Source organism: Trinickia sp. (assembly GCF_051954495.1).
Taxonomy (GTDB): Bacteria; Pseudomonadota; Gammaproteobacteria; order Burkholderiales; family Burkholderiaceae; genus Trinickia.
The window spans coordinates 1-25,744 of the sequence record NZ_JBQCHR010000120.1 but is presented as its reverse complement, the minus strand read 5'-3'; the positions used below and the strand labels follow the sequence as shown (position 1 = coordinate 25,744).

Sequence of the window (25,744 nt, the reverse complement as noted above, 5' to 3'; positions counted from 1 at the left end):
GAAAGTCGGGAAACGCACAAGGTAGCATGCGCGCGAGCCGGATGACGAGCCCATGCGGCGTTCAATGCGCCTGCATACCCGAAAATAGATTGAGCACCACGACGCCCGCGACGATCAACGACAAGCCCGCCACGGCCGCGAGGTCGGGCACCTGCCGATACAGCACCATCGCGACGAGCGTGATCAGCACGATCCCGACGCCCGACCATATGGCATAAACGATGCCGACGGGCATGGTCTTGAGCGTCATCGACAAGCAATAGAAGGCAAGGCCGTACCCCGCCACGACGACGAGCGACGGCGCAAGCCGCGTGAAGCCGTCCGACGCGCGCAGCGCCGACGTGCCGATCACCTCGGCGACGATCGCCACGGCCAGCCAAATATATCCCGTGCCGCGCATCGGTCAGACCTTATCGAGTGCGAGATCGGCGAAATCATGTTCGAGTTCGGCGCACAGCGCTTCGACGATCAGTTCATGATCGGCGCGCTGCGACAGCCCCGACACGGTGATCGAGCCGATCGCGCCCACGCCCGCGAGCACGAGTGGAAAAGAGCCGCCGGCGGCCGCATATTCGGCCGGAGCCAACCCATACTTGTCCACGAGGTTGGCGCCCGATTGCTGAAGGCGCAACGCAACTGCGTAGGAACTGCGCCGGAAATGCGCGACGACGTTGCTTTTGCGGCGTACCCACGCGGCGTTGTCGGGCGCGGTGCCGTCGAGCGCGCAGAAAAACAGCGGCAGTCCGAAGGTGCGGATGTCGATGGCGATCGAATGGCTGCGCGCGAGCGCCAGCTCACGCAAAAACGTCCCGAGCTTCCAAGCGCGAGCCGCATCGAACCGAGGAAAAACCAGCGTGTGCTCCTGTTTGGCGATGGCTTGCAGATCGTGATCGAGGTTCATGAGCGGAAAGGAAACGGAGAAGGGCCAGCGCTCGCCGGGAAACCAGCGAGCAAGCCCGAATGAATCGGACGGCGCACGGACGGACAATCCCGAACTCGAGCCGCGCCGAAGCCATTGCCGGCGGGCTCGTCAGCCGATTCTAGCGTACCCGTGCACAGCCTCGCCTTTGCAAACGCGCCGCGCATTTGTGCGTTTCGTCGATTTATGTTGCACGACATCATGGTTACCCCTATAATCTCATCTTTCGACGGACGCGGGGTGGAGCAGTCTGGCAGCTCGTCGGGCTCATAACCCGAAGGTCGTAGGTTCAAATCCTACCCCCGCAACCAAAGCCTGATTGTCGAATGATGAAGTACTGAAGCGCCCGTTCCCAGCTGTTAGCCGATGAACGGCGCAAAAACATTGAAGCCCGATCCCCGATCGGGCTTTTTTGTTGAGCTTTTCGTTTTGACGAGGCGGCCAGAAGAATGCGCACGGGACATGCCGAATCGGGGCCGTAGCCAGGCCGGATCGGGCCAAACCCTTTATGCATTCCGGTTTCCTATTGCGCCCCCCCTGCCGCCGCTCATATCGTTGAGCGCGCAACACAATAAGTAGTACAGATAAACGGCCGAGCATGCGCACTTTCGAGCAGAACCAGAACGCCTTGCCGGCCACCCAGCGACACGACACGTCTTGGAGACCTCAGTGAGCAGCACGACCGATTCGACCGGCCTCGCCGGCTCGCCGCCGTTTTTCTCGAAGCAAGCGACCGTCGCCGCGCCCGGTTTTTCGCGCTGGATGGTTCCTCCCGCCGCACTCGCGGTTCACCTTTGTATCGGCCAGGCTTACGCGTTTTCGGTGTTCAATGGGCCGCTGACGAAAGTCATCGGCATCACGCAATCGGCCCCCGACGACTGGTCGCTTACCACGCTCGGCTGGATTTTTTCGCTGGCGATCGTTTTTCTCGGCCTCTCGGCCGCGTTCGCGGGTAAATGGCTCGAACACGTGGGGCCGCGCCGCACCATGTTGACGGCCGCATGCTGCTTCGGCGGCGGCTTTCTCGTTTCCGCCGTCGGCGTCTGGCTGCATCAGATCGCGCTGCTGTACCTCGGCTACGGCGTGATCGGCGGGATCGGGCTTGGTCTCGGCTATGTCTCCCCCGTCTCCACGCTGATCCGCTGGTTCCCCGATCGCCGCGGCATGGCGACGGGCATGGCGATCATGGGCTTTGGCGGCGGCGCGATGATCGCCGCGCCGCTGTCGGTCGCGTTGATGAACCATTTCAAGAGCGCAACGAGTGTGGGCGTGGCGGAAACGTTCGTCGTGCTCGGCATCGCCTACTTCATCTCGATGACGATCGGCGCGCTGGCCATTCGAGTCCCGCCCGCCGATTGGAAGCCGGCCGGCTGGGTGCCGCCGGACACGACGCATCGGATGATCACGCGCAACCACGTGCACATCGACCGTGCGCTCACGACGCCGCAGTTCTACCTCGTCTGGCTCGTGCTCTTTCTGAACGTCACGGCCGGCATCGGCATTCTCGGCCAGGCGTCGGTCATGATTCAGGAGAGCTTCAAGAACACCGTGACGCCGACGGCCGCGGCAGGCTTCGTCGGCCTGCTCTCGCTGTTCAACATGGGCGGGCGGTTCGTTTGGGCATCGTCCTCGGACAAGCTCGGCCGCAAGAACACCTACTTCGTGTTCTTCGTGCTCGGCGCCGTGCTCTATTACTTCGTCCCGAGCTTTGCGACCTCCGGCAACATCGCCCTGTTCGTGCTGTCGTATTGCGTGATCCTGTCGATGTACGGCGGCGGCTTCTCCACCGTTCCCGCCTACCTGGCCGACTTGTTCGGCACGGCGTTCGTCGGCGGTATTCACGGGCGGCTGCTCACGGCATGGGCCGCGGCCGGCGTGGCAGGTCCGGTGCTCGTCAACTACATTCGCGCCTACGAGGTCGCGCACGGCGTCGCCAAGGCAGACGCCTATACGATGACGGTGCATATCATGGCCGCGCTGCTGGTCGTCGGATTCGTATGCAACTTGCTCGTCAAGCGCGTCGACGCGAAGCATCACATGAGCGACGCGCAACTCGCGGCCGAACGATAAGGAGATCTCACATGGAACACGCCAAGCAAACGCCGCGGCAAACGAGCACCGGCAGCCTCGTCGTATTTTGGGCTTACGTGCTGATCCCGCTGACTTGGGGCGTCGTCAATACGCTCACTCAAGCGATGAAATTGTTCGGCTAACGCCGAGCGTTGCGCCGCATGCGCATCGAGCCGGGCCGGATCAAACGGCCCGGCTTTTTTGTTTCGCATGTCACGTCGTCCGAATACGCGGCCGTACGCGGCATGCGGCGCGCCCGGTGATAAACTCGCATCACTCCGTTCCGCGCGCTTCCTATGAAATTTTGCTCCGTCTGCGGTCAAGCAGTCTGCTTACGCATCCCGCCCGGCGACAACCGGGAGCGATTCGTCTGCGAAAGTTGCGGCACCGTCCATTATCAGAACCCGCGCAACGTCGTCGGCACCGTTCCGGTCTGGGAAGACAAGGTGCTGCTCTGCCGGCGCGCCATCGAGCCGCGCTACGGGTACTGGACGCTGCCGGCGGGCTTCATGGAAATGGGCGAGACGACGGCGGAAGCCGCCGCGCGCGAAACGCTCGAGGAAGCGGGCGCCCGCGTCGAAGTGCAGCATTTGTTCTCCCTTCTGAACGTGCCGCACGTGCATCAAGTGCATTTGTTCTACCTGGCGCGGCTGCTCGATATTGAAATCGCCGCCGGCGAAGAAAGCCTGGAGGTACGCCTGTTCGACGAACGCGACATTCCATGGGAGGACATCGCGTTCCCCACCGTCGGTCAAACGCTGCGCTTTTTCTTCGCCGATCGGTCGGCCGGCACCTACGGCCTGCATACGGGCGACATTTTCCGCTCGCTGCGCGAAGGCTGATCGGCCCGCCATGGTCCCCTGGCTCGGCCCGGACGATCCCTTTCCGCCTGTCGAACGCGCGCTCGGGCACGCGAGCGGCGCACCGGGGCTGCTCGCCGCGAGTTCCGATTTGCTGCCCTGGCGCGTCGTCGATGCCTACCGCCAAGGCATTTTCCCCTGGTATTCGGACGGTCAACCCGTTCTGTGGTGGAGCCCCGACCCTCGCATGGTGCTGCTGCCGCGCGAGTTCAAGGTTTCGCCCTCGTTTCGCAAGACCTTGAAGCGCGTCCTGCACGACCCGCGTTGGGAAGTTCGCGTCGACGCCGATTTTCCGGCCGTCATGCGCAGCTGCGCTCAGGCGCCGCGCCGCGGCCAGCGCGGCACTTGGATCACGGCGGAAATCGTCGACGCCTATGCGTCGCTGCATCGGGCAGGCGATGCGCACAGCGTCGAAACCTGGCTCGACGGCCAGCGCGTGGGCGGCCTTTACGGCGTCTCGCTCGGCCGCATGTTCTTCGGCGAATCGATGTTCGCGCACGTGAGCGATGCCTCGAAAATCGCCCTCGCCGCGCTCGTGGGACATCTACGCCGTCACGAAATAGAAATGATAGACTGCCAGCAAAACACGCCGCATCTGGCGTCCCTTGGCGGGCGCGAGATCGCGCGCAAGACGTTCGTCGCGCACGTGCGCACCGCTGTGGCCGCGGCTCCGATTCCGTGGCGTTTCGATAAGACGGCGTTGCTCGAAGTCCTGCCGCATGCGGTGTAAAGACGCGCTTGCGCCGCTCGTCGAGATCGAGCCGATGCAAGACCCACGGACGATGCATTGAGAGCCACCGATGACTCACCCCAATGAGCTGCCGCTTTCACCGCTTTCCGCACTGCAGTTTTACGCGACCGCGCCCTATCCCTGCAGCTATCTGGAAGGCCGCATCGCGCGCTCGCAGGTCGCGACGCCAAGTCATCTCATCAACTCGGACGTCTATACCGAGCTCGTCAAAGCCGGCTTCCGGCGCTCGGGCGTATTCACCTACCGGCCGTACTGCGAGGGCTGCCGCGCCTGCGTGCCCGTGCGCGTGCCCGTCGCCGCGTTCACGCCCAACCGCACGCAGCGGCGCGTCTGGAAGCGGCATGGGTCGCTGGTGGCGTCGGTTGCGCCGCTGCATTACGAAGAAGAGCACTACACGCTCTATATGCGCTATCAAGCCGCGCGCCATGCCGGCGGGGGGATGGACCGGGACAGCCGCGATCAGTACGAACAGTTCCTTCTGCATAGCCGGATCAACTCGCGCCTCGTCGAATTTCGCGAGCCGCCCGACGCCAAGCACGACGCCGGTACGCTGCGCATGGTCAGCATGATCGACATCCTCGGCGACGGCCTCTCGTCGGTCTACACCTTCTTCGAGCCCGATGCGCCGCACGCGAGCTACGGCACCTACAACATTCTTTGGCAAATCGAACAAGCCCGCAGCTTGGGACTGCCCTACGTCTATCTCGGCTACTGGATACGCGAAAGCGCGAAGATGGCCTACAAGGCCAACTTCCGCCCGCTCGAAGGGCTCGTGGACGGACGTTGGGCTGCGCTTCGCCTCTTAGCGGGCGCTCGTCCGGATGGCGTGCAAAGCTGACGAAAGCGCGGGCAAGCGAACCGAATGCGGCAAGGCGATAGGCCGCATCGGAACGACTCGGCCGGGCCGCCGCTGGGCGAGCCGGCCGAACCCGCTAAAATAGCCGGTTTTCATTTTTCGCCCACCGACCGCTCAAGTGCTCAGCTCCCTTTACCCGCTCGTCCGCGCCCGCCTCTTTCGCATGGATGCGGAAGACGCCCACCACCTCACGCTCAACATGCTCGGCGCCGCCGGCCGCACCGGGCTCGCTCGCCTGCTCGCTCCGCACGTGCCCGATTTGCCGCGCACCGTGATGGGCATCGCTTTCCGCAACCCGGTGGGCCTCGCGGCCGGGCTCGACAAGGAAGGCGCCTGCATCGACGGTCTGTCGGCGCTCGGCTTCGGTTTCATCGAAGTGGGCACGGTCACGCCGCGCGCGCAGCCGGGCAACCCGCGTCCGCGCATTTTCCGGCTGCCCGAAGCCGGGGCGCTCATCAATCGGATGGGCTTCAACAACGGCGGGGTCGATCAGTTCGTCAAGAACGTGCAAGCCGCGCGCTATCGCGGGCCGCTCGGCTTGAACATCGGCAAGAACGCCGATACGCCGATCGAGCGCGCGGCGGATGATTATCTGTACTGCCTCGAGCGCGTCTATCCGTTCGCCAGCTATGTGACGATCAACATCTCCTCGCCGAACACGAAGAATCTGCGGCAGCTGCAAGGGGCGAACGAGCTCGATTCGCTGATCGGCGCCTTGAAGGACAAGCAGCAGCGCCTGGCCGATCTTCACGGCAAGCTCGTGCCGCTCGCGCTTAAGATCGCACCCGATCTCGACGACGAGCAGATCAAGGCCATCGCCGACACCCTGCTTCGCCACGGCATCGAAGGCGTCATCGCGACGAATACGACGCTTTCGCGCGCGGCCGTCACGGGCATGGCGCATGCGCAGGAAACCGGCGGTTTGTCGGGCCGGCCCGTCTTCGACGCGTCCAACGCCGTGATCGCGAAGCTGCGCGCCGAAGTGGGCGACGCCGTCGCCATCATCGGTGTGGGCGGCATCTTCTCGGGCGAAGATGCGGTCGCGAAGCTTGCGGCCGGCGCCTCGCTCGTGCAGGTCTATACGGGGTTCATCTACCGCGGGCCGGCGCTCGTCGGCGAATGCGTCGAAGCAATCGCACGCACGGCCCGCATATAGACATAAACAAACGATATTTGTAGCTCGATTGCATTTTCGCTATCGTTGCCGCACGCATCGAGGCCCACGGGGGGCCTTGCATGAGACCGGATTCGATGCACATGACAGTGTACGAAGTGCGGGTTCCGGTCGATCAAGGAGATTCAAAACATGAAGTTCGCATCGCTGAAGAAAATTCTCACGGCTGGCCTGATCGGCTTCACCTGCTTGGCGGCGACGGCGCATGCCGACGATCTGCTCGATCAGGCGAAGGCCCGCGGCACGTTGCGCATCGGTCTCGAAGGCACATTCCCTCCGTTCAACTCCAAGTCCCCGTCGGGTGAGCTCGTCGGATTCGACGTGGACATCGCCAAGGCGGTAGCGGCCAAGCTCGGCCTGAAGCCCGAGTTCGTCACGACCGAGTGGAGCGGAATCATCGCCGGTTTGCAGGCGGGCAAGTTCGACGTCATCGTCAATCAAGTGGGCGTGACCGACGCGCGCAAGCAAGCGCTCGATTTCTCGCCCGCTTACACGTACTCGGGCGCCGAGCTGATTCAGCGCAAGGACGACGACCGCCCCTTCAAATCGCTCGAAGACTTGAAGGGACATAAGCTCGGCGTTGGCCTCGGCACGAACTACATGGATATGGCCAAATCGGTGCCGGGCATCGATGTGAAAACGTACCCGGGCGCGCCCGAGTACCTGCGCGACCTCGCGACGGGCCGGCTCGACGCGGCCTTGAACGATCGCCTGATGGTCGCTTACCTGTTGAAGCAATCGACGCTGCCGCTCAAGGCCGGCGCGATGGTGGGCACGGGCAACCCCTCGGCGATTCCCTTCAAGAAGGGCAACCCCAAGTTCGCGAAAGCGATCGACGACGCCATGGCGCAACTCGAAGCCGACGGCACGTTTGCGAAGATCTCGGATAAGTGGTTCGGCATCGACGTGACGAAGCCGGTCGCGAAGTAACGGGGGCGGCAGGGCCGACGAACGCGAGGGCGGCATCGACGAGATGCCGCCCTTTGTCTTTTGCGCCGTGCGCTGGCCGCCGCGCGCGTTCAGCGCGGGGTTTCCCGCTCGATTGTGTCTCTCCCTGACCACGAACTTCACGCGCGGTTTTCGTCGCGTATATCATGGGCGCTCCCGCACCTAGACCCCGCGGCAGACTCATTCGCGCGCCCGACTCACTACAACACGACATGTCCACCACCACCCTGCTCGTTCAATCGATGCCCGTGCTCGCGCAGGGCGCCGTCCTGACGGTCAAGTTCGCCGTCCTCTCGATGATCTTCGGGCTCATCGCCGCCGTCATGCTCGCGCTGATGGGCATCAGCCACAGCAAGCCGCTCAATTGGATCGCGCGCGCGTATGTGAGCTTGATGCGCGGCACGCCGCTGCTCGTGCAGATCTTCGTCATTTATTACGGACTGCCAAGCATCGGGATTTCGCTCGATCCTACGCCGGCCGGCGTGCTCGCGCTCTCAGCCAACGTGGCGGCCTATCTGTCCGAAAGCATGCGCGGCGCGATCAACGGCATTCATCGCGGCCAATGGCTCGCGGCTTACAGTCTGGGGCTGTCGCGCCGTCAAACGCTGCGTTACGTGATCGGGCCGCAAGCGCTGCGTATCGCCGTGCCCAGCTTGTCGAACAGCCTGATCAGTCTCATCAAGGATACGTCGCTCGTGTCGGTGATCACCGTGACCGAACTGCTGCGCAGCGCGCAGGAAATCATCGCCTCGACGTATCAGCCGTTGCCGCTTTATCTCGCGGCGGCGGCCGTGTATTGGGTGCTCTGCCAGGTGCTCGAATGGGCGCAGCACCGCTACGAGCGCCGCCTCGCGTTGCCCACGCGTCATTGAGCGGCACGCGCCCGCTTCCGGCGGTTGCCCGACGAAGCCGGACGATTCGAGCGCCCGGCTATTCTCGTCGCGCCTAGGCCTAGTTCGCCGCGAGCGGCTGATCCAGCGCGACGCCGAACCGGCTCAGGCGCGGCAAATAATAGCGGCCCGGGTTGAGCGAATAGGCTACATTGCGCGCACGCCCCATCACCTCCTTGCGCGGAACGAAGCCGATATAGCGGGAATCGGCGCTGTCGTCGCGGTTATCGCCGAGCATGAGGTACTCGCCCGCGGGCACCGTCACCGGGCCGAACGAGCTGACGGGGCTCGGCGCGGTTTCCGACAGGCGCACCACGTGCGATACGCCGTCGAATCGTTCGGTCAGGTACCGCGCGTCGCCCGGCACGGCATCGTGCATCGGCGGCGTCGCGAGCGGCTGATAGTCGGCACGCACGCCGTTCACGTAGAGGACGTTCTCGCGCAGCGCGACCTGATCGCCGGGGACGCCGATCACGCGCTTGACGAGCAGTTCATGCGCCGCGGCCGAATCGATCGTCACGATGTCGCCTCGTTGGGGATCGCCGAAATGAGCGATGGCGATATGGGTCAGCGGCACGCGCAGGTCGTAAGCCATCTTGTCGACGAAGATGCGATCGCCGATGCGGATGGTCGGCAGCATCGAACCGGACGGTACGACGTTCCAATCGGCAATGGCGCTGCGAAAGAGCACCATCAGGAACAGAAAGGCGACGAGATTCTTGTTCGAACGCCACAGATTGGCGAGATACTTGGACATACGAGCCGCTCCTCATTGGGCTAGCTTGAGCAAACCGAACGCAGTGAAAACGAAGCGAACATAGCCGTCGCACTCGGCGTCCGCCTTTAAGACGGCCTATACGGCGATCGCAACGCCGCATCGTAGCACTCTCGCCGCTATTCCCCCGGGAACCGCAAGCCGAGCGAAGCGCGCGCCGCATCGGTCATCGATATCATTTGCCGCGATTTCGCATGGGTCATGACGGGGCTCTCCAGGGCGCCCTCGCGAATCAATTCGCAGAAATGCTCCGTTTCATAGTTGAGCCCGCCGCCTTCGAACGGCTCGTGCAGTTCGACCAGGCGGCCGTCGACGTAGCTGATCGTCGCTCGCACCGGATTCCACCACTTTTCGTGGATCGCGACGTGACCAAGCGGCCCGGCCAGCAGCGCGTCGCCCTTTCCGTCCGTGTCGAGCCCGCAAAAAAGCTGCGCGTACCCGCCTTCGTGCCGGCTGTGCACGCTCGCGAACGTGTCGACGCCGGTCGGCCCGAGCCGCCCGAAGGTCTGGACGTCGAGCGGCGCGCCGAGCCAGTCGACCGCGAGAAACATTTCGTAGATGCCGATGTCGAGCAGCGCGCCGCCGCCTTCGGCCAACGAAAACGACGGATGATCGGCGGGCACGTTCGCAACCGAGCAGCCGGCGCGCACGAGCCCGACGGGCCCGATCGGCGCCGTGCGCAGATGCTCGCGCAGCTTGCGATAGAGCGGAAAGAACGGCGGCTTCATCGCTTCCATGAAAAGCCGCTGCGAGGCGCGCGCCGTGTCGAGCACCCCTTCGAGCTGACGCAGGTTCAGCGTCGCGGGTTTTTCGCAGAGCACATGCTTGCCGGCCGACAGCGCGGCGCACGCGTACTCGGCATGACTGTCGTTGAGCGTGGCGATATAGACGGCGTCGATATCGCTCGCGAGCACGTCGTCAAAACGCGCGCACGGTTGGCCGCCGAAGCGCGCAACGAAGCCGTCCACGCTTTGCGCGCGACGCGACCACACGCGCGCGATGCGCGCCTCGCGCACATGCGCAATGCCTTGGGCGAAGCGCTGGGCGATATGCCCCGCGCCCACGATGCCCCAGTTGATCGTTTTGACTTGATTCATCGCCGCATCCTTTTCTCATTGCATGGGAAGCCGCGCCGATGCGACCGGTGCATCGGCAGTGACTGGAACTCGCCATGATATGACGCGACGGGCGGCGATACGTTCTCCTTTCGCCGGATGAATGCAAAGCAAGACAAGTACGCCACAACGGTCATTCGATGAAATGATCGATACGCGGCGTCATAAAAAGAAAAGACCGGCGCGATGATGCCGCCGGTCTTGCATACTACGCACGATTCGTTTGCTATCTGCGATTGGGCATTTCCACCGAGAACTCGCGGCTGATCTCATCGGCGGCAAAGTCGATGACGGCGAGCGCCGCCGCTTCGGCCTCTTTCGGATCGCGACGCTCGATCGCTTCCACGAGCCGCTCGTGCGTGCGCACCGAGATTTCCCAGGCGCCGGGCTTTTGGCTCAGCATCGGATGCGTGGCGGAAAGCGCACCGCGAATGATGGCCGCCATCTGCTGAAAAAACTGATTGCCGCTCGCATGCACGATGCGCGTATGCAACAGTTCGTCTGCCGCCTGGTAGCCGGCATCGCCCGGCGCGAGCGTTTTAAACACTTCAAAAGCCTCGCGAATAGCCGCCACCTCGGACACGCTGGCGCGCGAGGCCGCCTGCGCCGCCGCGCGCGGCTCGATCAGCATGCGAAACTCGATGACGTCACGCATGAACAGAGGATCGGGCTTGGCGCGAAAACGCCAACTGACGACATCCTCATCGATCATGCGCCAATCGCGCATCGGGCGAATGCGCGTGCCCACCTTTGGCCGGACATCGAGCATATCGCGCGCGAGCAGCATCGACAGCGCCTCGCGCATGACCGTGCGGCTCACGTCGAACTCCTTGGACAGCACGTCCTGAGGCGGCAGAATGGCGCCGTATTTCTCTTCGACGATGCCGCTAACGAGCCCGTCCATGACCTTGCTCACCAGCGAACGGTCTTTGCCCTGCTCCATAACTCCCCCCGATGCGCCGTCCGACGCTTCTTTGCCTGTTTCATTGCGCACCTCCCGCCATACCGGGGCCGGTAAACGATACGGTGCTTCGTTACTCGCCGGCGCGCCATTGGGAAACGCCTGAACAGGGTTATCCCTCTGACGAAAACGGTGCATGCCGCACCGGCAGCCGCCGAGTCAACGCGCTCGATTTGTTTCGGACGCCTACATAATTCCGCGAGTGTTTCGTGCGCCGCTACGGCCCATCCACCTCTCGCGCCTCGTCCTTCCTGCCGTTCTGATTTCTCGTCCCACTTCGACCACGAGCGGATCGTTTCGTTGTCCGAAGCAACGTACGACGAATCGCTATGGATGCACGGTACGTCGTGCGCAACGGCACTACCGTTCGCCATCGCACTCAGATCGAGGAGTTCGTCCGCCATTGGGGTAATTACGCAGCGACAGCCCTCGCGCGAGCATGTCTCAACAATGAGTCATTTACGACACGCTCGCTTTTGCAAGGACGTGCACGCTCGCACAACGTCGTGTTCGCGCCGGCGGCGCGCGGCGCTTTGACTCGGCGCGGGTCGTTTCAAACGGGTCGGCGCCCGGCCCCTCGCCCATTAGGCGTGAGCCAGGTCCGACGAAAGAAGGCGTTGCAGCAACGCACGTGCGTCATGCAACACATCTGAATCAATTCGCGTTCGTGCGATGCGCGCACGAAGGACGACGCACTGCCTGCACTAGCGCGCGCCGCCGAGGGGCTCGCGCTGCCGAACATCAAGCCGATCAAGCACTTACCGAGGCGATCTGAAAGTACTTCGAAAGAAGTAGGAAGGCCCCGCCGATTGTGCAGATTTGAAACAAAAAGGCGGGGTCCCCCGTCTCGGACGCAATGCAGCATCCTCGGCTGCCCGTCAAGCGTCGATACAACAGGGCTTGGCATGATCCTCGCTGAATGGGGCCCGCAAACCGAGCGCTGCCGCACACAGGGCGCAACGGCCAGGGAGAAGGCCAAAACCACGCCGGAGCGCCCGCATCGAGCAGACGAAATATCGTCGCCCTCCGATGCAGGCGAATCGCCGGCCCACCAACGAGAAGCCGCAAAAGCACGTGCGCACGGCGCACGACGCGGCAAGCAAACGAGGACCGATCATGTTGACGCTACAATCCGACCTCCACGGCAATCACCTCCTCGGCGCATTGCCCTCGCACGAATGGCAGGCGCTGACGCCTCATCTTGAATTGGTCCACCTGCGCACGGAGCAGCTGCTCTGCGATTGCGGCCACAAGATTCATCATGTGTATTTTCCGACGACGGCCATCATCTCGATCCTTTCGATGATGGAAGACGGGGGCTCCGTCGAGCTTGCCGCCGTCGGCCGCGAAGGCATGACCGGCGTCCAGGTGCTCACGGGCGGCGAAACGATGCCGAGCCGCGTCCAAGTCCAATGCTCGGGTTTCGCCTACCGCATGAGCGCGCAACAGCTCAAGCAGGAAATCGCGCGCTCGGACTTACTGCGCCGGCTCATGCTGCTCTATATGCAAGCGCTGCTGACGCAAGTCGCGCAAACGGCCGCGTGCAATCGCCACCATTCGCTGAGCAAGCAGCTGTGCCGTTGGCTGCTGATCGAAATCGACCGCGCCGCGACCAACGAGTTGGCTGTCACGCAACAGCTGATTGCCGATATGCTCGGCGTGCGCCGCGAAGGGATTACGGAAGCCGCGGGCAAGCTGCACGATCAGGGCTTGATTCATCACAGCCGCGGCCATATCAAGGTGCTCGACCGCAAAGGCCTGGAAGCGCGCGCCTGCGAGTGCTATGGGCTCGTGAAGCGGGAATTCGACCGGCTGCTGCCGAGTCTGCATCAGACGAACTCGGTGAACTGAAGGGCTGATGGTTCCGGTGGAGCGCCGAGACGGTTTATCAGTTCGGACTCCTAATGAACGCTCAATGCGCGTCGGAGCCGTTCCGGATACGCGTCTGCACTTCGTATAGCGTGGCGAGCATGCCCAAATGGGCGCGCTCGTCTGCTGCCTCCTGCTCGCTCATTCCGCCGCACGCTTTACCGCCGACGACGATGCCCAACCCGAGCGCGTAGTTGCTCGCGAACGCGGTCGGTTCCGCTCGCTCGTCCGTCAGCCGCGAATAGGCGGTATCGAGGGCTTGCCGAAGTTCGCGTTGCATGATTGCTTCATTCCTCGAAACATGGGGCGCGCCCGCCGCCGCTTGAGTACGCCCTCATGCGCGCAGCGGTTGAACGCCGATCAAAGCCGATCCCGACCGAATTGTCGCCCCTTGGGGACCCTAAAACGCTGGCCGCGGGGCCGGAAGCCGAGTACGGGCAACACCCGTAATACGGCAAAAAACGGCCCCGACTTTAACGAACCGGCCGATATTCGATCGTTTCGACGCCCTTTTCCGTACCGAGCAAGCAAAAATCGGCGCCACGGCTCGCGAACAGACCGACCGTGACGATCCCGGGCCAAGCGTTGATCTCGGCTTCGAGGGCAAGCGGATCGTGGATTTGCAATTGTTTGACGTCGAGAATTTCGTTGCCGTTGTCGGTGACGTAAGGCGCGCCGTCTTGCGTGACGCGCAGTACCGGCACGCCGCCCAGCGCGGTCAGGCGACGCCCGATGGCCGTGCGGGCCATCGGCACGACTTCCACGGGCAACGGGAAAGCGCCCAGCACCGGCACACGCTTCGAGGCGTCAGCGATGCAAACGAACACTTCGGACACCGACGCGACGATCTTTTCGCGCGTGAGCGCGCCGCCGCCGCCCTTGATCATCGCGCCTTTGGGGTCGATTTCGTCGGCGCCGTCGACATACACGGGCAGCGACTCGATCTCGTTGAGGTCGAACACCTTGATCCCGTGCTGTTTCAGGCGCGCCGTCGTGGCGACGGAACTCGAGACGGCGCCGCGATAGCGGTGCTTGTCGGCGGCGATCGCATCGATGAAGCAATTCGCCGTCGATCCGGTGCCGACGCCGATGACGGCGCCTTCGGCAACGCGGGAGTTCACATAGTCGGCGGCGGCTTGGCCGACCAATCGTTTCAGTTCGTCTTGGGTCATGAGGCGCGTGGCAAAGGGAAAATACGGCGAAAGGCGTAAGTTTACCGGAGTTGTCGCGCGCGGGGACGGCGCTCACGCGCCGGGGGGCGACGCCAATCCTTGTGCCGGACGGCGCTTGAGCGCGACGTCGAATGAATTCGTGACGGGGCCGATGTGGTCCGCCTGACGCTTGAGCAGTTCGACCACCATCGGCAGCCGATCGTCGCCGAGCCTCGACGCAAGCGTCCCCACGCTCAGCGCCGCGACGGCGTATCCGGTTCGATCGAGAATGGGCACCGCCACACCCGCCATGCCCTCGAGCACGCCGCTGTTGCGCGCCGCGTAGCCCACCTGGCGCACGCGCTCGATTTCCGTGCGCAAGTAGACCTCATCGAGCACGCCGTAGCCGCGGATACGCGGCACGTTGAAGCGGATCACTTCCTCGCGCTCGGCCTCCGGCAAAAAGGCGAGAATCGCGAGACTGCCCTGTCCCACGCCGAGCGCGATGCGGCCGCCCACATCGTTCGTGAAAGAACGGATCGGAAACGGGCCTTCGCATAGATCGAGACACACCGCATCGAATCCGCTCTTGGCGAGCAGGAAGATGGTTTCGCCCAGGCTCGCGCAAAGCCGAAGCAAGGCCGGGCGACACAGCGAGCGCATGCCGCCCGGATTACCGGCTTGTGCGGCCAGCGCAAAGAAGTCGACGCCGAGCCGATACAGCTTCGAGCGCTCGTCTTGCTCGACGATCCCTTCCGCGATCAACGAGCGCAAAATGCGATGCGCCGTGCCTTGCGTGAGCCCCACGGCCTTCGCGAGCTGCGTCACGCGCGCGCCGCTCCCTTGCAGCGTCGCCAACGCGCGAATCAGCGCGAACGCCCGCGGCAGCATGCCCGCGCCGGGCGTATCCGCGTTATCGTCGGCAGACTTCGATTCCTGCTCTCGCAGCGCCTTGCCGGTCATTGCATGGTCTCCGTTTCGATAAATGGAATGCTTTACGGCTTCGTTTCGATCCATACGGCCGCCTCCGTAGGCAACGCATCGGCCCTTTCTGCACGGTCCGAGCATACACCACGGGGAAACCCTCAATGCACGGCGTGAAACGCATTTCCCTCGAAACGTCATCGAAATTCCGATCAACGGAATATTTTCGATATTCCTATCGATGAGCGGAATTCTAAATTGACGCATCGGATATGGCTGGACAGAATCGGCTCTGCCTAGACGCCCCATGCCCATCGCATCGCCAGGGCGCCGCTTATTGGAGCCGGACCATGTCGTTCCTCACGCTCGCCGACGTTTCGAAGTCGTTCGGCAACCTGCACGCCGTCGCCGACGTCAATTTGTCGGTCGAAAAAGGCGAATTCGTGTCGCTGCTCGGCCCGTCCGGCTGCGGCAAGACCACGACGCTGCAGATGATCGCCGGCTTCGTCCAAGCCACGAGCGGCCGCATCGTGCTCGACGGCCGCGACATCACGGTAATGAAGCCGAATCAGCGCGGCCTAGGCATCGTCTTCCAAAGCTACGCGCTGTTTCCTCACATGACCGTCGCGCAGAACGTGAGGTTCGGTCTCGAGATGCGTCGCGTGAGCAAACCCGAAAGCGACGCGCGTGTACGCGAAGCGCTGGCGCTGGTACGACTGGACGCGTTCGCCGAGCGTTATCCGCGCGAGCTTTCCGGCGGGCAAAGGCAACGGGTCGCCCTCGCTCGCGCGATCGTGATCGCGCCTCCGGTACTGCTGCTCGACGAACCGATGTCCAATCTCGACGCCAAGCTGCGCGAGGAAATGCAGTTCGAGCTGCGGGCCATTCAACGGCGTATCGGCACGACGACCATCATGGTGACGCACGATCAATCCGAAGCGCTCTCGATCAGCGACCGTGTCGTCGTCATGGAAGCGGGCCGCGTCACGCAAGTGGACACGCCCTACCGCGCTTATGAGCGGCCGGAGAATCGGTTCGTTTCGCAGTTCATCGGCAAAGCGAATCTGTTTTCGGGCACCGTGGCCGCCACCGACAGCGAACGCATGCACGTCGACGTGGGCGCCGATCGCATCGAAGTCGGGCACGGCGCGCACCTGCCGGGAAGCGCCGCGCCGCGCGTCGGCGATGCCGTCACGGTCTGCATTCGGCCGGAAAAAGTACGCCTCGACGCCCTGGGCGCCGGCCGCCTTCCGGCCACGGTAACGAGCCGCTTCTTCCTCGGCAGCCAGTGGCTCTACCGCGTCGATTGCCGCCTGGGCGAGATCCTCGTCTGCTGTCAAAACGAGGGCGACGAGCCGCTGTCCGAAGGTGAGACGGTAGGCATCGATTGGAAGAGCGAAGCCGTGCGCTTCGTCGCTAGGGATGCGCGCCATGTCTAACGCTACGCTCGAAGCGCGCGCCGCCCGCACGCCGGATTCCGCTCCCCCGCAGGCGGCTCCTCAATCCTCGTGGCGGGCTTACGCGCCCATGTGGCTGCTTTGCGCGCCTTCGTTGATCTTGTTCGCGACGCTCGTGCTGGCGCCGCTCGCCATGACGCTCGTCCTGACGTTCTATCGGTTCGATCCGTCGAGCGGGCCGATCGCGGCGTTCCAGTTCGGCAACTACGTCAACGTCATCGGCTCGCCCTACTATCAAACGATCTTCTTGCGCACGTTCGGCATTGCGGCCATCACCACGGCGTTTTGCGTCGTCATCGGCGCGCCGGAGGCTTACGTCCTTTCGAAAATGCGCGATCCATGGCGCTCGGCCTTCTTGCTCATCATCCTCGCACCGCTGCTCGTCTCGGTCGTGGTGCGCGCGTTCGGCTGGAGCATGCTGCTGGGCACGGCGGGCATCGTCAACCAAGCCCTCGGCCTAGTCGGCCTCGGCCCTTACAAGCTCGAGTACACGACGTTCGCGATCGTGATCGCGCTCGTGCACGTCATGCTGCCGTTCATGGTCATCCCCGTCTGGACCGCCCTGCAAAAGCTCGATCCGCAAACCGAGCAAGCCGCCCTGTCGCTGATGGCCTCTCCGGCCACGACGCTGCGCCGGATCGTGCTGCCGCAAATCATGCCGGGCGTGCTCTCGGGCAGCCTCATGGTGTTCGGGCTGTCGGCGAGCGCGTTCGCGATCCCGGGCCTGCTCGGCGGGCGGCGCTTGAAAGTGGCCGCCACGGCCGTGTACGACGAGTTTCTCGGCTCGCTGAACTGGCCGCTCGGTGCGACGATTGCGCTCCTGCTGCTCGCGGCCAATCTCGTCATCATGCTCACGTATTACCGCGTGCTGGAGCGGCGCTACGGCCGCGGCATGGGTTGAATCAGGAGACACGCCATGCGCCGCAACAGCCCGCTCGCCCTCGCTTTCCACGCACTCGTCATCGCCTTCGTGCTGGCGCCGCTCGTCATCGTCGTGCTCGTCGCGTTCACGCCCGATGAAACGCTGACGCTACCGACGCACGGGTTATCGCTGCGGTGGTTTCGGGCGATTCTGAACTACCCCGATTTCATCACGGCGTTTTTCACGAGCATCAAGCTCGCGTTCATGTCGGCCACGCTTTCGCTCGCCTTTGCGCTGCCTGCCGGCCTGGCGATCGCGCGCGCCCGCTTTCCGGGCCGCGATTTTCTAAATGCGCTGCTGCTTTCTCCGCTCGTCATCCCGGGGCTCGTGCTCGGCATCGCGCTGCTGCGCTTCTTCGCGCTGATCGGCGCGACCGGCTCCTTCGTTTGGCTCGTCTTGGCGCACACCGTCATCGTGACGCCTTTCGTGCTGCGGCTCGTGCTGGCGGCCGCGACCGGGCTCGACCGCAGCGTCGAGCACGCCGCGCAATCGCTCGGCGCGAGCGCTTGGACGACCTTCCGGCGCGTGACCCTGCCGATGATCGTGCCCGGCATCACGGGCGGCTGGCTGCTCGCGTTCATCAATAGCTTCGACGAACTGACGATGTCGATCTTCGTCACGTCGCCGCAAACGGTCACGCTGCCCGTGCGCATGTACATGTACGCGACGGAATCGATCGATCCGATGATGGCCTCCGTTTCGACGCTCGTCATCTTCGTCACGGCCGCCGCCATGCTGCTGCTCGATCGGGCCTACGGCTTGAATCGCATTCTCATCGGCCAGCATTGACCTCAATGCAAATTTCAATCGGCAATTCGATCATCGATTCTTATTTAGGACAACTAAACATGGCGCATCGCGAAGGGCAACTCGTTCGCCTGGCCGAATCCGATCGCGCGGCGGTGTCGTTCACGCTGGACGGCGTCCCCGCGCTCGCGCTGGAAGGTGATACCGTGTTGACCGCCATCTTGACGCAGCGGCACGCGTTGCGCGTTTCCGAGTTCAACGGCGAACCGCGCGCGGGCTTTTGCTTGATCGGCGCCTGCCAGGATTGCTGGGTTCGTACCGAGGAAGGGCAGCGCCTGCGCGCGTGCTCGACGTTGATCGAAGCCGGAATGCGGCTCGTCACCGGAACCTCCGACGACGGACGCCAGCCATGACGAGATCAGCCAACGTGGTCATCGTCGGCGCTGGCCCTGCAGGCGTGCGCGCGGCCGAAACGCTCGTCGAAGCGGGCGTGCGCCCGATCGTGCTCGACGAAAACGCGCGCTGGGGCGGGCAGATCTATCGCCAGCCGCCGCCGGCGGCCGGGTTTCGGCGTGGTCCTCGCGCCCTATACGGTTTCGAAGCACGCAAAGCCACGGCCGTCCATGCGGCCATGGCGCGATTGCTGCCGCACCTGGAGTATCGGCCCAATACGCTCGTCTGGGCCTGCGACACGCATGAAGGCCGCACGGACGCAACGAACCGAGCGAACCCAGCGCAGTGTGCGAGCGATGACCGCCGTTCAGGCGTTGTCGGCCGCCTCGCCACGTTGTCGGGCACGCAGGAACGAGACGTGCCGTTCTCGCACCTGATCATCGCCAGCGGCGCGACCGATCGCGTCTTGCCGATGCCGGGCTGGACGCTGCCGGGCGTCTATACGCTGGGCGCAGCCCAAACGGCGCTGAAATCGCAGGGCTGTGCGATCGGGCGGCGCGTCGTATTCGCCGGCACGGGCCCCCTGCTCTATCTCGTGGCCTACCAATATGCGAAAGCCGGTGCAAAGGTGCTGGCCGTGCTCGATACGAGCGCAGCCGCGAAACAGGCGGCGGCGTTAGGCGCGCTCGCGGCGCAGCCGTCCGTCCTAGCGAAGGGCCTCTACTACGTGGCCTGGCTTCACGCGCATGGCATTCGCATCGAACGTGGCGTAGCGCTCGAAGGCGTGCTTGGCGAAGGCCATGTTCAAGGCATCGCTTGGCGTTCGAGCGGCGCACCGGCGAACGCGGGCGCCCCACCCCACACGCTCGAATGCGACGCGATCGGTTACGGCTTCGGCCTGCGCCCCGAAACCCAGCTTGCCGATGTCGCGGGCTGCAGCTTCGGCTACGACACACTCAATCGGTGCTGGCTGCCTGAGCGCGATGAAGCGGGACGCACGTCGATCCGCGGCATCTACATCGCGGGCGACGGCGCGGGCATCGCGGGCGCCGACGCCGCGGAACAATCGGGACGCTTGGCCGCGCTCGCCGTACTTGACGATATGAGCGATCCAGATTCCGCGCCGTCGGCAGAACGGGCTGCGACGCGCGTCGAAACGGCCGCATCGACACGGCGAGCCTTGCAGCGTATCGCGACGTTCCGTAGCGGGCTCGACGCCGCATTTCCCGCGCCGTTCGAGCGGGCCGCCGCCTGGCCCGACGCCATGACCGTGTGCCGTTGCGAGGAAGTCGACACGGGTACGTTGCGCCAGTGCATCCGATCGGGTGCGGCCACGGAGATCAATCGACTGAAGGCCTTGACCCGGGTCGGGATGGGCCGCTGCCAGGGGCGCATGTGCGGCGAAGCCGCACTGGCCCTCTTGGCCGATGAGACGAACCTCGCGCCACCCCTGCTCGGTCGCTTGCGCGCGCAGGCGCCGATCAAACCGATCCCCCTGGCCGCGGCGCTCTGCGACGAAGCTGTCGCCGAGGTACCGGAGGACGCGCGAGATGAATAAGTCGAACGGACACTTCGACGTCGCCATCGCGGGCGGGGGCCTCGTCGGCGCTTCGGCCGCCCTTGCGCTCGCGCGGCGCGGCATGCGGGTCGTGCTGATCGAGCGCCGGTACTGCGGCGCGCAAGCGAGCGGGGTCAACTACGGCGGCGTACGCTGTCAAGGCCGCCCAGCCGAGCAATTGCCGCTCGCCATGCGCGCGCGGCGCATCTGGGACAGCCTCTACGATCGCATCGGCATCGACGGCGAATTCGTCGTCTCGGGCCACCTGCGCCTCGCGCGCAGCGATGCCGATCTGGCCGGGTTGGAAGCTTATGCCCGAATGGCCGCCGAGCATGGGCTTGCGTTGGAGCTGATGTCGGGACCGGCCTTTAGACGCCGCTATCCTTGGCTCGGCGCCGCGGCCGTCGGCGGCTCGCTCTGCCCGAGCGACGGGCATGCCAATCCTCGCCTCGTCTCGCCCGCCTTCGCACGGGCGGCGCGCCAAGCCGGCGTGCTCGTGCTGGAACAAACGGCGCTTGAACAAGCCGAATACGACGGCCAGCGCTTTACGCTGCGCGCCGGCGATCATGCGTTCGAGGCCGATTGGCTCATCAACGCGTCGGGCGCGTGGGCGGGAACGCTCGCGGCGCGCTTCGGCGACGCCGTCCCGATGACCCCGATTTATCCGAACATGTGGGTGACGGAGCCGCTGCCGCGGTTTCTGGAACACAATCTCGGCGTCTTCGGCGGCGGCATCTACGCGCGGCAAGTGGAGCGCGGCAACTGCGTGATAGGCGGCGGGCGCGGCCATGGCGACGGCGAACTCGCGCAGCCGTCGTCCGACACCACGCGGGCCGTCATGCGCGATGCTTGCGCGCTGCTGCCCGCCCTGCGCGACGCATTGCTGATCCGAACCTGGAGCGGGGTGGAAGGCTGCACGCCCGACCATAACCCGATCATCGGCCCAAGCCGCACCGTGCCGCGCTTACTGCATGCATTCGGTTTTTCCGGCGGCGGGTTCCTGCTCGCGCCGGGCGTCGGCGAAGTGCTAGCCGATCTCGTCGTCGACGGCGCCACCGAGACGCCGCTCGACGCATTCGATGTCAACCGTTTCTCGGCTGTGCCTGCATAACGTACCGCTTGTTGCTCTCGTGCTTTCCCTCATTAGGAGACCTAAATGAATGCTCTACGTACCCTCTCGGTCGCCGCGGTGTTAGCCGGCGCGTTCAGCGCCGCGACGCCTGCTTGGTCGCAGTCGAAAACGATCTACATCGGCATGAACGGCGGGCCGATGGAGAAAGCGTATACGTCGCAAGTGCTGCCCATGTTCGAGAAGGCCAACGATACGAAGGTCGTGGTCGTGCCGGGCACGTCGTCGGATATCCTCGCCAAGCTGCTCGCCAATCGCGATCATCCGCAGATCCATGTCGCGTTTCTCGACGACGGCGTGATGGCGCGCGCGGTGAGCCTTGGCGTTTGCGAAAAACTCGACGATTCGGCCGAACTCAAGCAGCTTTATCCGTTCGCGCGCATGAAGGACGACGTGGGTGCGGGCGTGCAACTCGGCATGACGGGCATCGCCTACAACAAGAAGCTGTTCGCCGAGAAAGGCTGGGCGCCGCCCACCTCCTGGCTCGACTTCGCCAATCCGAAGTACAAGGGCAAGGTCGTCTTCCAATCGGCATCGAGCAGCACGTTCGGCTTGCACGGCTTCTTGGCGATGAACCGGCTGTGGGGCGGCAGCGAACAGAACGTCGAACCCGCCTTCACCAAGTGGGCGAGCACGGTAGGCCCGAACGTCGTCGAGTACATTCCCAATTCGGCGAAGATTTCGGAGATGGTGCAAACGGGTGAAGCGGGGATTTTCCCGCTCACGCCGACAGGGGTCGCCGACCTGCAGGACAAGGGCTTGCCGGTTGCCTACGTGAGCCCGAAAGAAGGCCCCGTATTGCTGCTCGTGGACGTGTGCGTCGTGAAGAACAACCCCGACGAGCAGCTCGCGCAGAAGCTCGCGCAGTTCCTGCTGTCCGCGCCGGCCCAAGAAAAAGCCGCCGAAGCGGGCAAGCAGATCCCGACGAATCGCCAAGCGAAAATGCCGGCATCGATGCAGCAGAGCCTCGGCAACGTCGACGACCTCGTCCACAAGGTGACCGTCGTCGACTGGAATGCGATCAACGCGCACCGCGCGCAATGGGATACGCGTTGGAATCAGCAGATCGAACGTTGAACCTTTGAAGCAACCGACGCGCGCGACGCCGATGCTCGGCGTCAGCGCGCGCTGGTACGCTGCCTCACGGCCTCGAATAGACACACGCCGCTCGCTACCGACACGTTCAGGCTTTCCACCGTGCCGGCCATCGGAATGCGCATGACTTCGTCGCAGGTATCGCGCGTGAGCCGGCGCATGCCCTCGCCTTCCGCGCCCATCACGATCGCAACGGGACCGTCGAGCTTGCTTTCGTAGAGCGTGGCTTGCGCGTCGCCGGCGGTGCCGACGATCCAAACACCCGCATCCTTCAGTTCGCGCAGCGCGCGGGCGAGATTGGTCACGGTGATGTAGGGCACCGTATCGGCCGCCCCGCTCGCGACCTTCGCCGCGGTCGCATTGAGGCCGACCGCCCGGTCGCGCGGCGCGATGACCGCATGCGCACCCGCCCCGTCCGCCACGCGCAAGCAGGCGCCGAGATTGTGGGGGTCGGTGACGCCGTCAAGAACGAGCAACAACGCCGGGCCGTCGATCCCATCGAGCAATTCGGCCAGATTTTGGGCAAGCGGCAAATCGGTTGCGCGCGCAACGACCCCTTGGTGACGCTCGGTATGCGCGAGCCCCCACAAACGCGTCTCGTCCGCGGCGATCAAGCGCACGCCCGCTTCCTTGGCCGTGTGCAGAAAATCCTGCATGCGACGGTCGCGCCGCGTCGCATCGTAGAAGACTTCCTCGACAGTCGACGCATCGTGCCGCAGCCGAGCCGTCACCGCGTGAAAACCGTATAGAACCTTGAGACGTGCCATAGCTGAATCGATTGAAATCGTGTTGCGTCACGGCTAAGGGTCATGCCTTCGCCGTGACGGAGAGAATCGGAAGTTGATGGCGGCGCGCACGCCGCCAAGCGCTCATCAGCCCTTCTTACGCGCCCGCGCTTTCTTGAGCGGTGCGCCCTTCTGCGCCCCGCTGCGTTTCTTCGCCGCTTGCACGCGCGCAAGACGCGAGGCGCGCGCCTCGGCGACCGCCTCGGTCTTCGCCGGCGCAGCCTTCCTGCGCGGCGCGCCGTCGACGCTCGTCAATGCCCGCACGCGCGGCCCGCGCCCGGGCGCTTCCGGCTCGCCCACCGGCCGAACCGGGGCGCTCGAACGCGCCGCGGACGTCGGCTTGACGGCCGCTTCCCGCACCAGCCGGAAATCGATCTTGCGCGCATCCAGATCGACGCGGCTGACTTGCACGCGCACGCGATCCGAGAGGCGATAGCGAATGCCTGTGCGCTCGCCACGCAGTTCGTTCTTGATCTCGTCGTATTGGAAGTAATCGGAGCCGAGCTCGGTCACATGCACGAGCCCTTCGATGAACAGCGCATCGAGCTGCACGAAGATGCCGAACGAGGTCACCCCGCTCACCATCCCGCCGTACTCCTCGCCCAGCTTATCGCGCATGAAGTAGCACTTGAGCCAGGTTTCGACGTCGCGCGAAGCTTCGTCGGCGCGCCGCTCGTTCGCCGAGCAATGCAAGCCGAGCTCTTCCCAAATGGCGGTGTTCTCGCGCCCGCGCGGCCGCGTTTCTTCATCGGCCTGCTGCAGCGCGCGAGCGCGCGGCGACAACGCCGTGTTCAGCACGACGCCGTTGGGCGATTCCGGACGGTACTTCTTGCCCGAGAGAATCGCATAGATGGCGCGGTGCGTGAGCAGATCGGGGTAGCGCCGGATCGGGCTCGTGAAATGCGCGTACGCATCGTAGGCGAGCCCGAAGTGGCCGATGTTGTCGGGACTGTAGACGGCTTGCTGCATGGAGCGCAGCAGCATGGTCTGCAGCATCTGCGCATCGGGCCGATCGCGGATTTGCGCCATCAATGCGGCGTAGTCGCTCGCATGAGGCGTCTCGCCGCCGCCGAGCGACAGGCCCATGCCGCGCAGGAACGTGCGCAGGTTCTCGAGCTTCTCTGCGGTCGGGCCCGCGTGAATGCGGTACAGGCCCGGGTGCTTGTTGCGCTTCATGAAGTCCGCGGCGCAGACGTTCGCCGCCAGCATGCATTCCTCGATGAGCTTGTGCGCATCGTTGCGCTGACGCGGCAGGATCTGCTCGATCTTGCCCTGGGCGTTGCAGACGATATAGGTTTCGGTCGTATCGAAGTCGATCGCACCGCGCTTTTGACGGGCGGCGAAAAGCGACTTGTAGACGCCGTAGAGGTTCTGCAACTGCGGCACCACCGCCGCGCGGCGCGCTGCCTCGGGCCCCTTCGTGTTCGTCAGGACGGCGGCGACTTCCGTGTAGGTGAGCCGCGCCGCCGAATGCATGACGCCGGGGTAGAACTGATACGCCTTGATCTCGCCGCGCGTGGTGATCAGCATGTCGCAGACGAGCACGCAGCGGTCGACTTCCGGGTTGAGCGAGCACAAGCCGTTCGACAGTTTTTCCGGCAGCATCGGGATGACGCGGCGGGGGAAATAGACGGAGGTGCTGCGCTCGATCGCATCAGTGTCCAGCGACGTATCTGGCCGCACATAGTGCGACACGTCGGCGATCGCGACGATGAGACGAAAGCCATCGCCTCGGCCGACTTTCGTGGGTTCGCAATAGACGGCGTCGTCGAAGTCGCGGGCATCCTCGCCGTCGATCGTGACGAGCGGCACATCGCGCAAGTCGACGCGGTGGCGCACGTCGATGGGGCGCACTTCGTCGGGCAAGGCCGCTGCTTCGGCGAGCGTTGCATCGCTGAACTCGTGGGGCACGCCGTACTTGCGCACGGCGATTTCGATTTCCATGCCCGGATCGTCGATATCGCCGAGCACTTCGACCACGCGGCCGAGCGGTTGCGAGTGGCGGCTCGGGAAATCGGTGAGTTCGACGACGACGATCTGCCCGACCTTGGCCTTCTTCGTGTTCTGCGTGATGAGGATGTCGTGGCCGATGCGCTTGTCTTCGGGCGCGACGATCAGCGCGCCGTTTTCGTTGAGCAGGCGGCCGATCACGCGCTTGTTGGCGCGCTCGGTCACTTCCACGACATGGCCTTCGGGGCGGCCGCGGCGGTCATAGCCGACGGTGCGCGCCAGCACGCGGTCGCCGTGCATGACTTTTTGCATTTCCGCGTTCGGCAGGAACAGGTCGTCTTGCCCGTCGTCGCGGATGATGAAGCCGTAGCCGTCGCGGTGGCCCTGCACGCGGCCGGCGACGAAATTCGATGGGTGCGTGAGCTGATAGTAGCCGCGCTTGTCG

26 protein-coding genes and 1 tRNA gene are annotated in these 25,744 nt (G+C 64.3%); 17 read left to right on the top strand and 10 right to left on the bottom strand.

All coding sequences use genetic code 11. The features are described 5' to 3' along the window. Nucleotides 1-61: 61 nt before the first annotated feature. Together ACTHNR_RS16070 and ACTHNR_RS16065 are read right to left on the bottom strand one after the other, a co-directional pair. Nucleotides 62-400 (bottom strand): DMT family transporter, encoded by a 339-nt coding sequence (locus ACTHNR_RS16070; RefSeq protein ID WP_440548647.1) that lies wholly within the window; start codon nt 398-400, stop codon nt 62-64. 3 nt (nt 401-403) lie between these two features. Beyond that, on the bottom strand, nt 404-901 hold the full coding sequence (locus ACTHNR_RS16065; protein ID WP_440548673.1) for a heme-degrading domain-containing protein: 498 nt from the start codon (nt 899-901) through the stop codon (nt 404-406). Nucleotides 902-1,153: 252 nt separating this feature from the next. On the opposite strand from ACTHNR_RS16065, the gene ACTHNR_RS16060 reads away from it, so the two are divergent. The 9 genes from ACTHNR_RS16060 (at nt 1,154) to ACTHNR_RS16020 (ending at nt 8,450) form a co-directional block, all read left to right on the top strand. Continuing rightward, nucleotides 1,154-1,230, top strand: a tRNA-Met gene (locus ACTHNR_RS16060). A gap of 358 nt (nt 1,231-1,588) precedes the next feature. Continuing rightward, nucleotides 1,589-2,989 (top strand): L-lactate MFS transporter, encoded by a 1,401-nt coding sequence (locus ACTHNR_RS16055; RefSeq protein WP_440548646.1) that lies wholly within the window; start codon nt 1,589-1,591, stop codon nt 2,987-2,989. An 11-nt stretch (nt 2,990-3,000) separates the two neighbouring features. Then, nucleotides 3,001-3,132 carry an MFS transporter small subunit gene (locus ACTHNR_RS16050; protein ID WP_440548645.1) on the top strand — a complete coding sequence of 44 codons (132 nt, stop codon included), beginning with the start codon at nt 3,001-3,003 and terminating at the stop codon, nt 3,130-3,132. A gap of 153 nt (nt 3,133-3,285) precedes the next feature. Then, the gene (locus ACTHNR_RS16045) at nt 3,286-3,831 is read left to right on the top strand and encodes an NUDIX hydrolase (RefSeq protein WP_440548644.1); all 546 of its coding nucleotides are present in this window, start codon (nt 3,286-3,288) and stop codon (nt 3,829-3,831) included. A gap of 10 nt (nt 3,832-3,841) precedes the next feature. After that, the gene (gene aat / locus ACTHNR_RS16040) at nt 3,842-4,579 is read left to right on the top strand and encodes a leucyl/phenylalanyl-tRNA--protein transferase (protein WP_440548643.1); all 738 of its coding nucleotides are present in this window, start codon (nt 3,842-3,844) and stop codon (nt 4,577-4,579) included. 70 nt (nt 4,580-4,649) lie between these two features. Next, nucleotides 4,650-5,438 (top strand): arginyltransferase, encoded by a 789-nt coding sequence (locus ACTHNR_RS16035; protein WP_440548642.1) that lies wholly within the window; start codon nt 4,650-4,652, stop codon nt 5,436-5,438. 136 nt (nt 5,439-5,574) lie between these two features. Then, a complete protein-coding gene (locus ACTHNR_RS16030; RefSeq protein ID WP_440548641.1) occupies nt 5,575-6,612 on the top strand; it encodes a quinone-dependent dihydroorotate dehydrogenase in 1,038 nt (345 codons plus the stop codon). Nucleotides 6,613-6,762: 150 nt separating this feature from the next. Then, on the top strand, nt 6,763-7,560 hold the full coding sequence (locus ACTHNR_RS16025; protein ID WP_440548640.1) for a cystine ABC transporter substrate-binding protein: 798 nt from the start codon (nt 6,763-6,765) through the stop codon (nt 7,558-7,560). 230 nt (nt 7,561-7,790) lie between these two features. Continuing rightward, nucleotides 7,791-8,450 (top strand): amino acid ABC transporter permease, encoded by a 660-nt coding sequence (locus ACTHNR_RS16020; RefSeq protein ID WP_440548639.1) that lies wholly within the window; start codon nt 7,791-7,793, stop codon nt 8,448-8,450. 79 nt (nt 8,451-8,529) lie between these two features. Here ACTHNR_RS16020 and lepB read toward each other — a convergent pair whose 3' ends face one another. From lepB to ACTHNR_RS16005, 3 genes are all read right to left on the bottom strand, one after another. After that, nucleotides 8,530-9,225 (bottom strand): signal peptidase I, encoded by a 696-nt coding sequence (gene lepB, locus ACTHNR_RS16015; protein ID WP_440548638.1) that lies wholly within the window; start codon nt 9,223-9,225, stop codon nt 8,530-8,532. Between the two features lie 137 nt (nt 9,226-9,362). Next, nucleotides 9,363-10,340 (bottom strand): Gfo/Idh/MocA family protein, encoded by a 978-nt coding sequence (locus tag ACTHNR_RS16010; RefSeq protein ID WP_440548637.1) that lies wholly within the window; start codon nt 10,338-10,340, stop codon nt 9,363-9,365. Between the two features lie 244 nt (nt 10,341-10,584). Further along, on the bottom strand, nt 10,585-11,301 hold the full coding sequence (locus ACTHNR_RS16005; protein ID WP_440548636.1) for a FadR/GntR family transcriptional regulator: 717 nt from the start codon (nt 11,299-11,301) through the stop codon (nt 10,585-10,587). Between the two features lie 1,134 nt (nt 11,302-12,435). Here ACTHNR_RS16005 and ACTHNR_RS16000 point away from each other — a divergent pair. Continuing rightward, the gene (locus tag ACTHNR_RS16000) at nt 12,436-13,170 is read left to right on the top strand and encodes a Crp/Fnr family transcriptional regulator (RefSeq protein WP_440548635.1); all 735 of its coding nucleotides are present in this window, start codon (nt 12,436-12,438) and stop codon (nt 13,168-13,170) included. 61 nt (nt 13,171-13,231) lie between these two features. Here the strand turns inward: ACTHNR_RS16000 and ACTHNR_RS15995 are convergent, their stop codons facing one another. From ACTHNR_RS15995 to ACTHNR_RS15985, 3 genes are all read right to left on the bottom strand, one after another. After that, entirely contained in the window at nt 13,232-13,468 is a 237-nt protein-coding gene (locus tag ACTHNR_RS15995; protein ID WP_440548634.1) for a hypothetical protein, read from the bottom strand. A gap of 193 nt (nt 13,469-13,661) precedes the next feature. Continuing rightward, entirely contained in the window at nt 13,662-14,360 is a 699-nt protein-coding gene (rpiA, locus tag ACTHNR_RS15990) for a ribose-5-phosphate isomerase RpiA (RefSeq protein ID WP_440548633.1), read from the bottom strand. A gap of 72 nt (nt 14,361-14,432) precedes the next feature. Continuing rightward, the gene (locus ACTHNR_RS15985; protein WP_440548632.1) at nt 14,433-15,302 is read right to left on the bottom strand and encodes an IclR family transcriptional regulator; all 870 of its coding nucleotides are present in this window, start codon (nt 15,300-15,302) and stop codon (nt 14,433-14,435) included. 311 nt (nt 15,303-15,613) lie between these two features. On the opposite strand from ACTHNR_RS15985, the gene ACTHNR_RS15980 reads away from it, so the two are divergent. The 7 genes from ACTHNR_RS15980 to ACTHNR_RS15950 are packed head-to-tail and all read left to right on the top strand — an operon-like array spanning nt 15,614 to nt 22,546. Next, complete coding sequence (locus tag ACTHNR_RS15980) at nt 15,614-16,702, top strand: ABC transporter ATP-binding protein (protein ID WP_440548631.1); 1,089 nt, start codon at nt 15,614-15,616, stop codon at nt 16,700-16,702. Next, on the top strand, nt 16,686-17,621 hold the full coding sequence (locus tag ACTHNR_RS15975) for an ABC transporter permease (protein WP_440548630.1): 936 nt from the start codon (nt 16,686-16,688) through the stop codon (nt 17,619-17,621). Before ACTHNR_RS15980 ends, ACTHNR_RS15975 begins: the two co-directional genes overlap by 17 nt. 15 nt (nt 17,622-17,636) lie before the next feature. Continuing rightward, nucleotides 17,637-18,431, top strand: coding sequence for an ABC transporter permease (locus tag ACTHNR_RS15970; RefSeq protein ID WP_440548629.1), 795 nt, complete (start codon nt 17,637-17,639; stop codon nt 18,429-18,431). A 59-nt stretch (nt 18,432-18,490) separates the two neighbouring features. Beyond that, complete coding sequence (locus ACTHNR_RS15965) at nt 18,491-18,802, top strand: (2Fe-2S)-binding protein (protein WP_440548628.1); 312 nt, start codon at nt 18,491-18,493, stop codon at nt 18,800-18,802. Then, nucleotides 18,799-20,340, top strand: coding sequence for an FAD-dependent oxidoreductase (locus tag ACTHNR_RS15960; RefSeq protein WP_440548627.1), 1,542 nt, complete (start codon nt 18,799-18,801; stop codon nt 20,338-20,340). Before ACTHNR_RS15965 ends, ACTHNR_RS15960 begins: the two co-directional genes overlap by 4 nt. Continuing rightward, nucleotides 20,333-21,451 carry an NAD(P)/FAD-dependent oxidoreductase gene (locus ACTHNR_RS15955; protein ID WP_440548626.1) on the top strand — a complete coding sequence of 373 codons (1,119 nt, stop codon included), beginning with the start codon at nt 20,333-20,335 and terminating at the stop codon, nt 21,449-21,451. The genes ACTHNR_RS15960 and ACTHNR_RS15955 overlap by 8 nt, the downstream gene beginning before the upstream one ends. 45 nt (nt 21,452-21,496) lie before the next feature. Beyond that, nucleotides 21,497-22,546, top strand: coding sequence for an ABC transporter substrate-binding protein (locus ACTHNR_RS15950; RefSeq protein ID WP_440548625.1), 1,050 nt, complete (start codon nt 21,497-21,499; stop codon nt 22,544-22,546). A 41-nt stretch (nt 22,547-22,587) separates the two neighbouring features. On the opposite strand, the gene rlmB is transcribed toward ACTHNR_RS15950, so the two are convergent. Beyond that, on the bottom strand, nt 22,588-23,331 hold the full coding sequence (gene rlmB, locus ACTHNR_RS15945) for a 23S rRNA (guanosine(2251)-2'-O)-methyltransferase RlmB (RefSeq protein WP_440548624.1): 744 nt from the start codon (nt 23,329-23,331) through the stop codon (nt 22,588-22,590). Nucleotides 23,332-23,436: 105 nt separating this feature from the next. Beyond that, nucleotides 23,437-25,744 (bottom strand): ribonuclease R (gene rnr / locus ACTHNR_RS15940; RefSeq protein ID WP_440548623.1); only part of this gene is annotated, 2,308 nt, incomplete at its 5' end.

Bases quoted from the DNA above. Each gene is read 5' to 3' on its own strand.
- ACTHNR_RS16070 (WP_440548647.1), bottom strand. From the start codon at position 400: ATGCGCGGCACGGGATATATTTGGCTGGCCGTGGCGATCGTCGCCGAG.
- ACTHNR_RS16065 (WP_440548673.1), bottom strand. From the start codon at position 901: ATGAACCTCGATCACGATCTGCAAGCCATCGCCAAACAGGAGCACACG.
- ACTHNR_RS16050 (WP_440548645.1), top strand. From the start codon at position 3,001: ATGGAACACGCCAAGCAAACGCCGCGGCAAACGAGCACCGGCAGCCTC.
- ACTHNR_RS16045 (WP_440548644.1), top strand. From the start codon at position 3,286: ATGAAATTTTGCTCCGTCTGCGGTCAAGCAGTCTGCTTACGCATCCCG.
- aat (WP_440548643.1), top strand. From the start codon at position 3,842: ATGGTCCCCTGGCTCGGCCCGGACGATCCCTTTCCGCCTGTCGAACGC.
- ACTHNR_RS16035 (WP_440548642.1), top strand. From the start codon at position 4,650: ATGACTCACCCCAATGAGCTGCCGCTTTCACCGCTTTCCGCACTGCAG.
- ACTHNR_RS16025 (WP_440548640.1), top strand. From the start codon at position 6,763: ATGAAGTTCGCATCGCTGAAGAAAATTCTCACGGCTGGCCTGATCGGC.
- ACTHNR_RS16020 (WP_440548639.1), top strand. From the start codon at position 7,791: ATGTCCACCACCACCCTGCTCGTTCAATCGATGCCCGTGCTCGCGCAG.
- lepB (WP_440548638.1), bottom strand. From the start codon at position 9,225: ATGTCCAAGTATCTCGCCAATCTGTGGCGTTCGAACAAGAATCTCGTC.
- ACTHNR_RS16010 (WP_440548637.1), bottom strand. From the start codon at position 10,340: ATGAATCAAGTCAAAACGATCAACTGGGGCATCGTGGGCGCGGGGCAT.
- ACTHNR_RS16005 (WP_440548636.1), bottom strand. From the start codon at position 11,301: ATGGAGCAGGGCAAAGACCGTTCGCTGGTGAGCAAGGTCATGGACGGG.
- ACTHNR_RS16000 (WP_440548635.1), top strand. From the start codon at position 12,436: ATGTTGACGCTACAATCCGACCTCCACGGCAATCACCTCCTCGGCGCA.
- ACTHNR_RS15995 (WP_440548634.1), bottom strand. From the start codon at position 13,468: ATGCAACGCGAACTTCGGCAAGCCCTCGATACCGCCTATTCGCGGCTG.
- rpiA (WP_440548633.1), bottom strand. From the start codon at position 14,360: ATGACCCAAGACGAACTGAAACGATTGGTCGGCCAAGCCGCCGCCGAC.
- ACTHNR_RS15985 (WP_440548632.1), bottom strand. From the start codon at position 15,302: ATGACCGGCAAGGCGCTGCGAGAGCAGGAATCGAAGTCTGCCGACGAT.
- ACTHNR_RS15980 (WP_440548631.1), top strand. From the start codon at position 15,614: ATGTCGTTCCTCACGCTCGCCGACGTTTCGAAGTCGTTCGGCAACCTG.
- ACTHNR_RS15975 (WP_440548630.1), top strand. From the start codon at position 16,686: ATGCGCGCCATGTCTAACGCTACGCTCGAAGCGCGCGCCGCCCGCACG.
- ACTHNR_RS15970 (WP_440548629.1), top strand. From the start codon at position 17,637: ATGCGCCGCAACAGCCCGCTCGCCCTCGCTTTCCACGCACTCGTCATC.
- ACTHNR_RS15965 (WP_440548628.1), top strand. From the start codon at position 18,491: ATGGCGCATCGCGAAGGGCAACTCGTTCGCCTGGCCGAATCCGATCGC.
- ACTHNR_RS15960 (WP_440548627.1), top strand. From the start codon at position 18,799: ATGACGAGATCAGCCAACGTGGTCATCGTCGGCGCTGGCCCTGCAGGC.
- ACTHNR_RS15955 (WP_440548626.1), top strand. From the start codon at position 20,333: ATGAATAAGTCGAACGGACACTTCGACGTCGCCATCGCGGGCGGGGGC.
- ACTHNR_RS15950 (WP_440548625.1), top strand. From the start codon at position 21,497: ATGAATGCTCTACGTACCCTCTCGGTCGCCGCGGTGTTAGCCGGCGCG.
- rlmB (WP_440548624.1), bottom strand. From the start codon at position 23,331: ATGGCACGTCTCAAGGTTCTATACGGTTTTCACGCGGTGACGGCTCGG.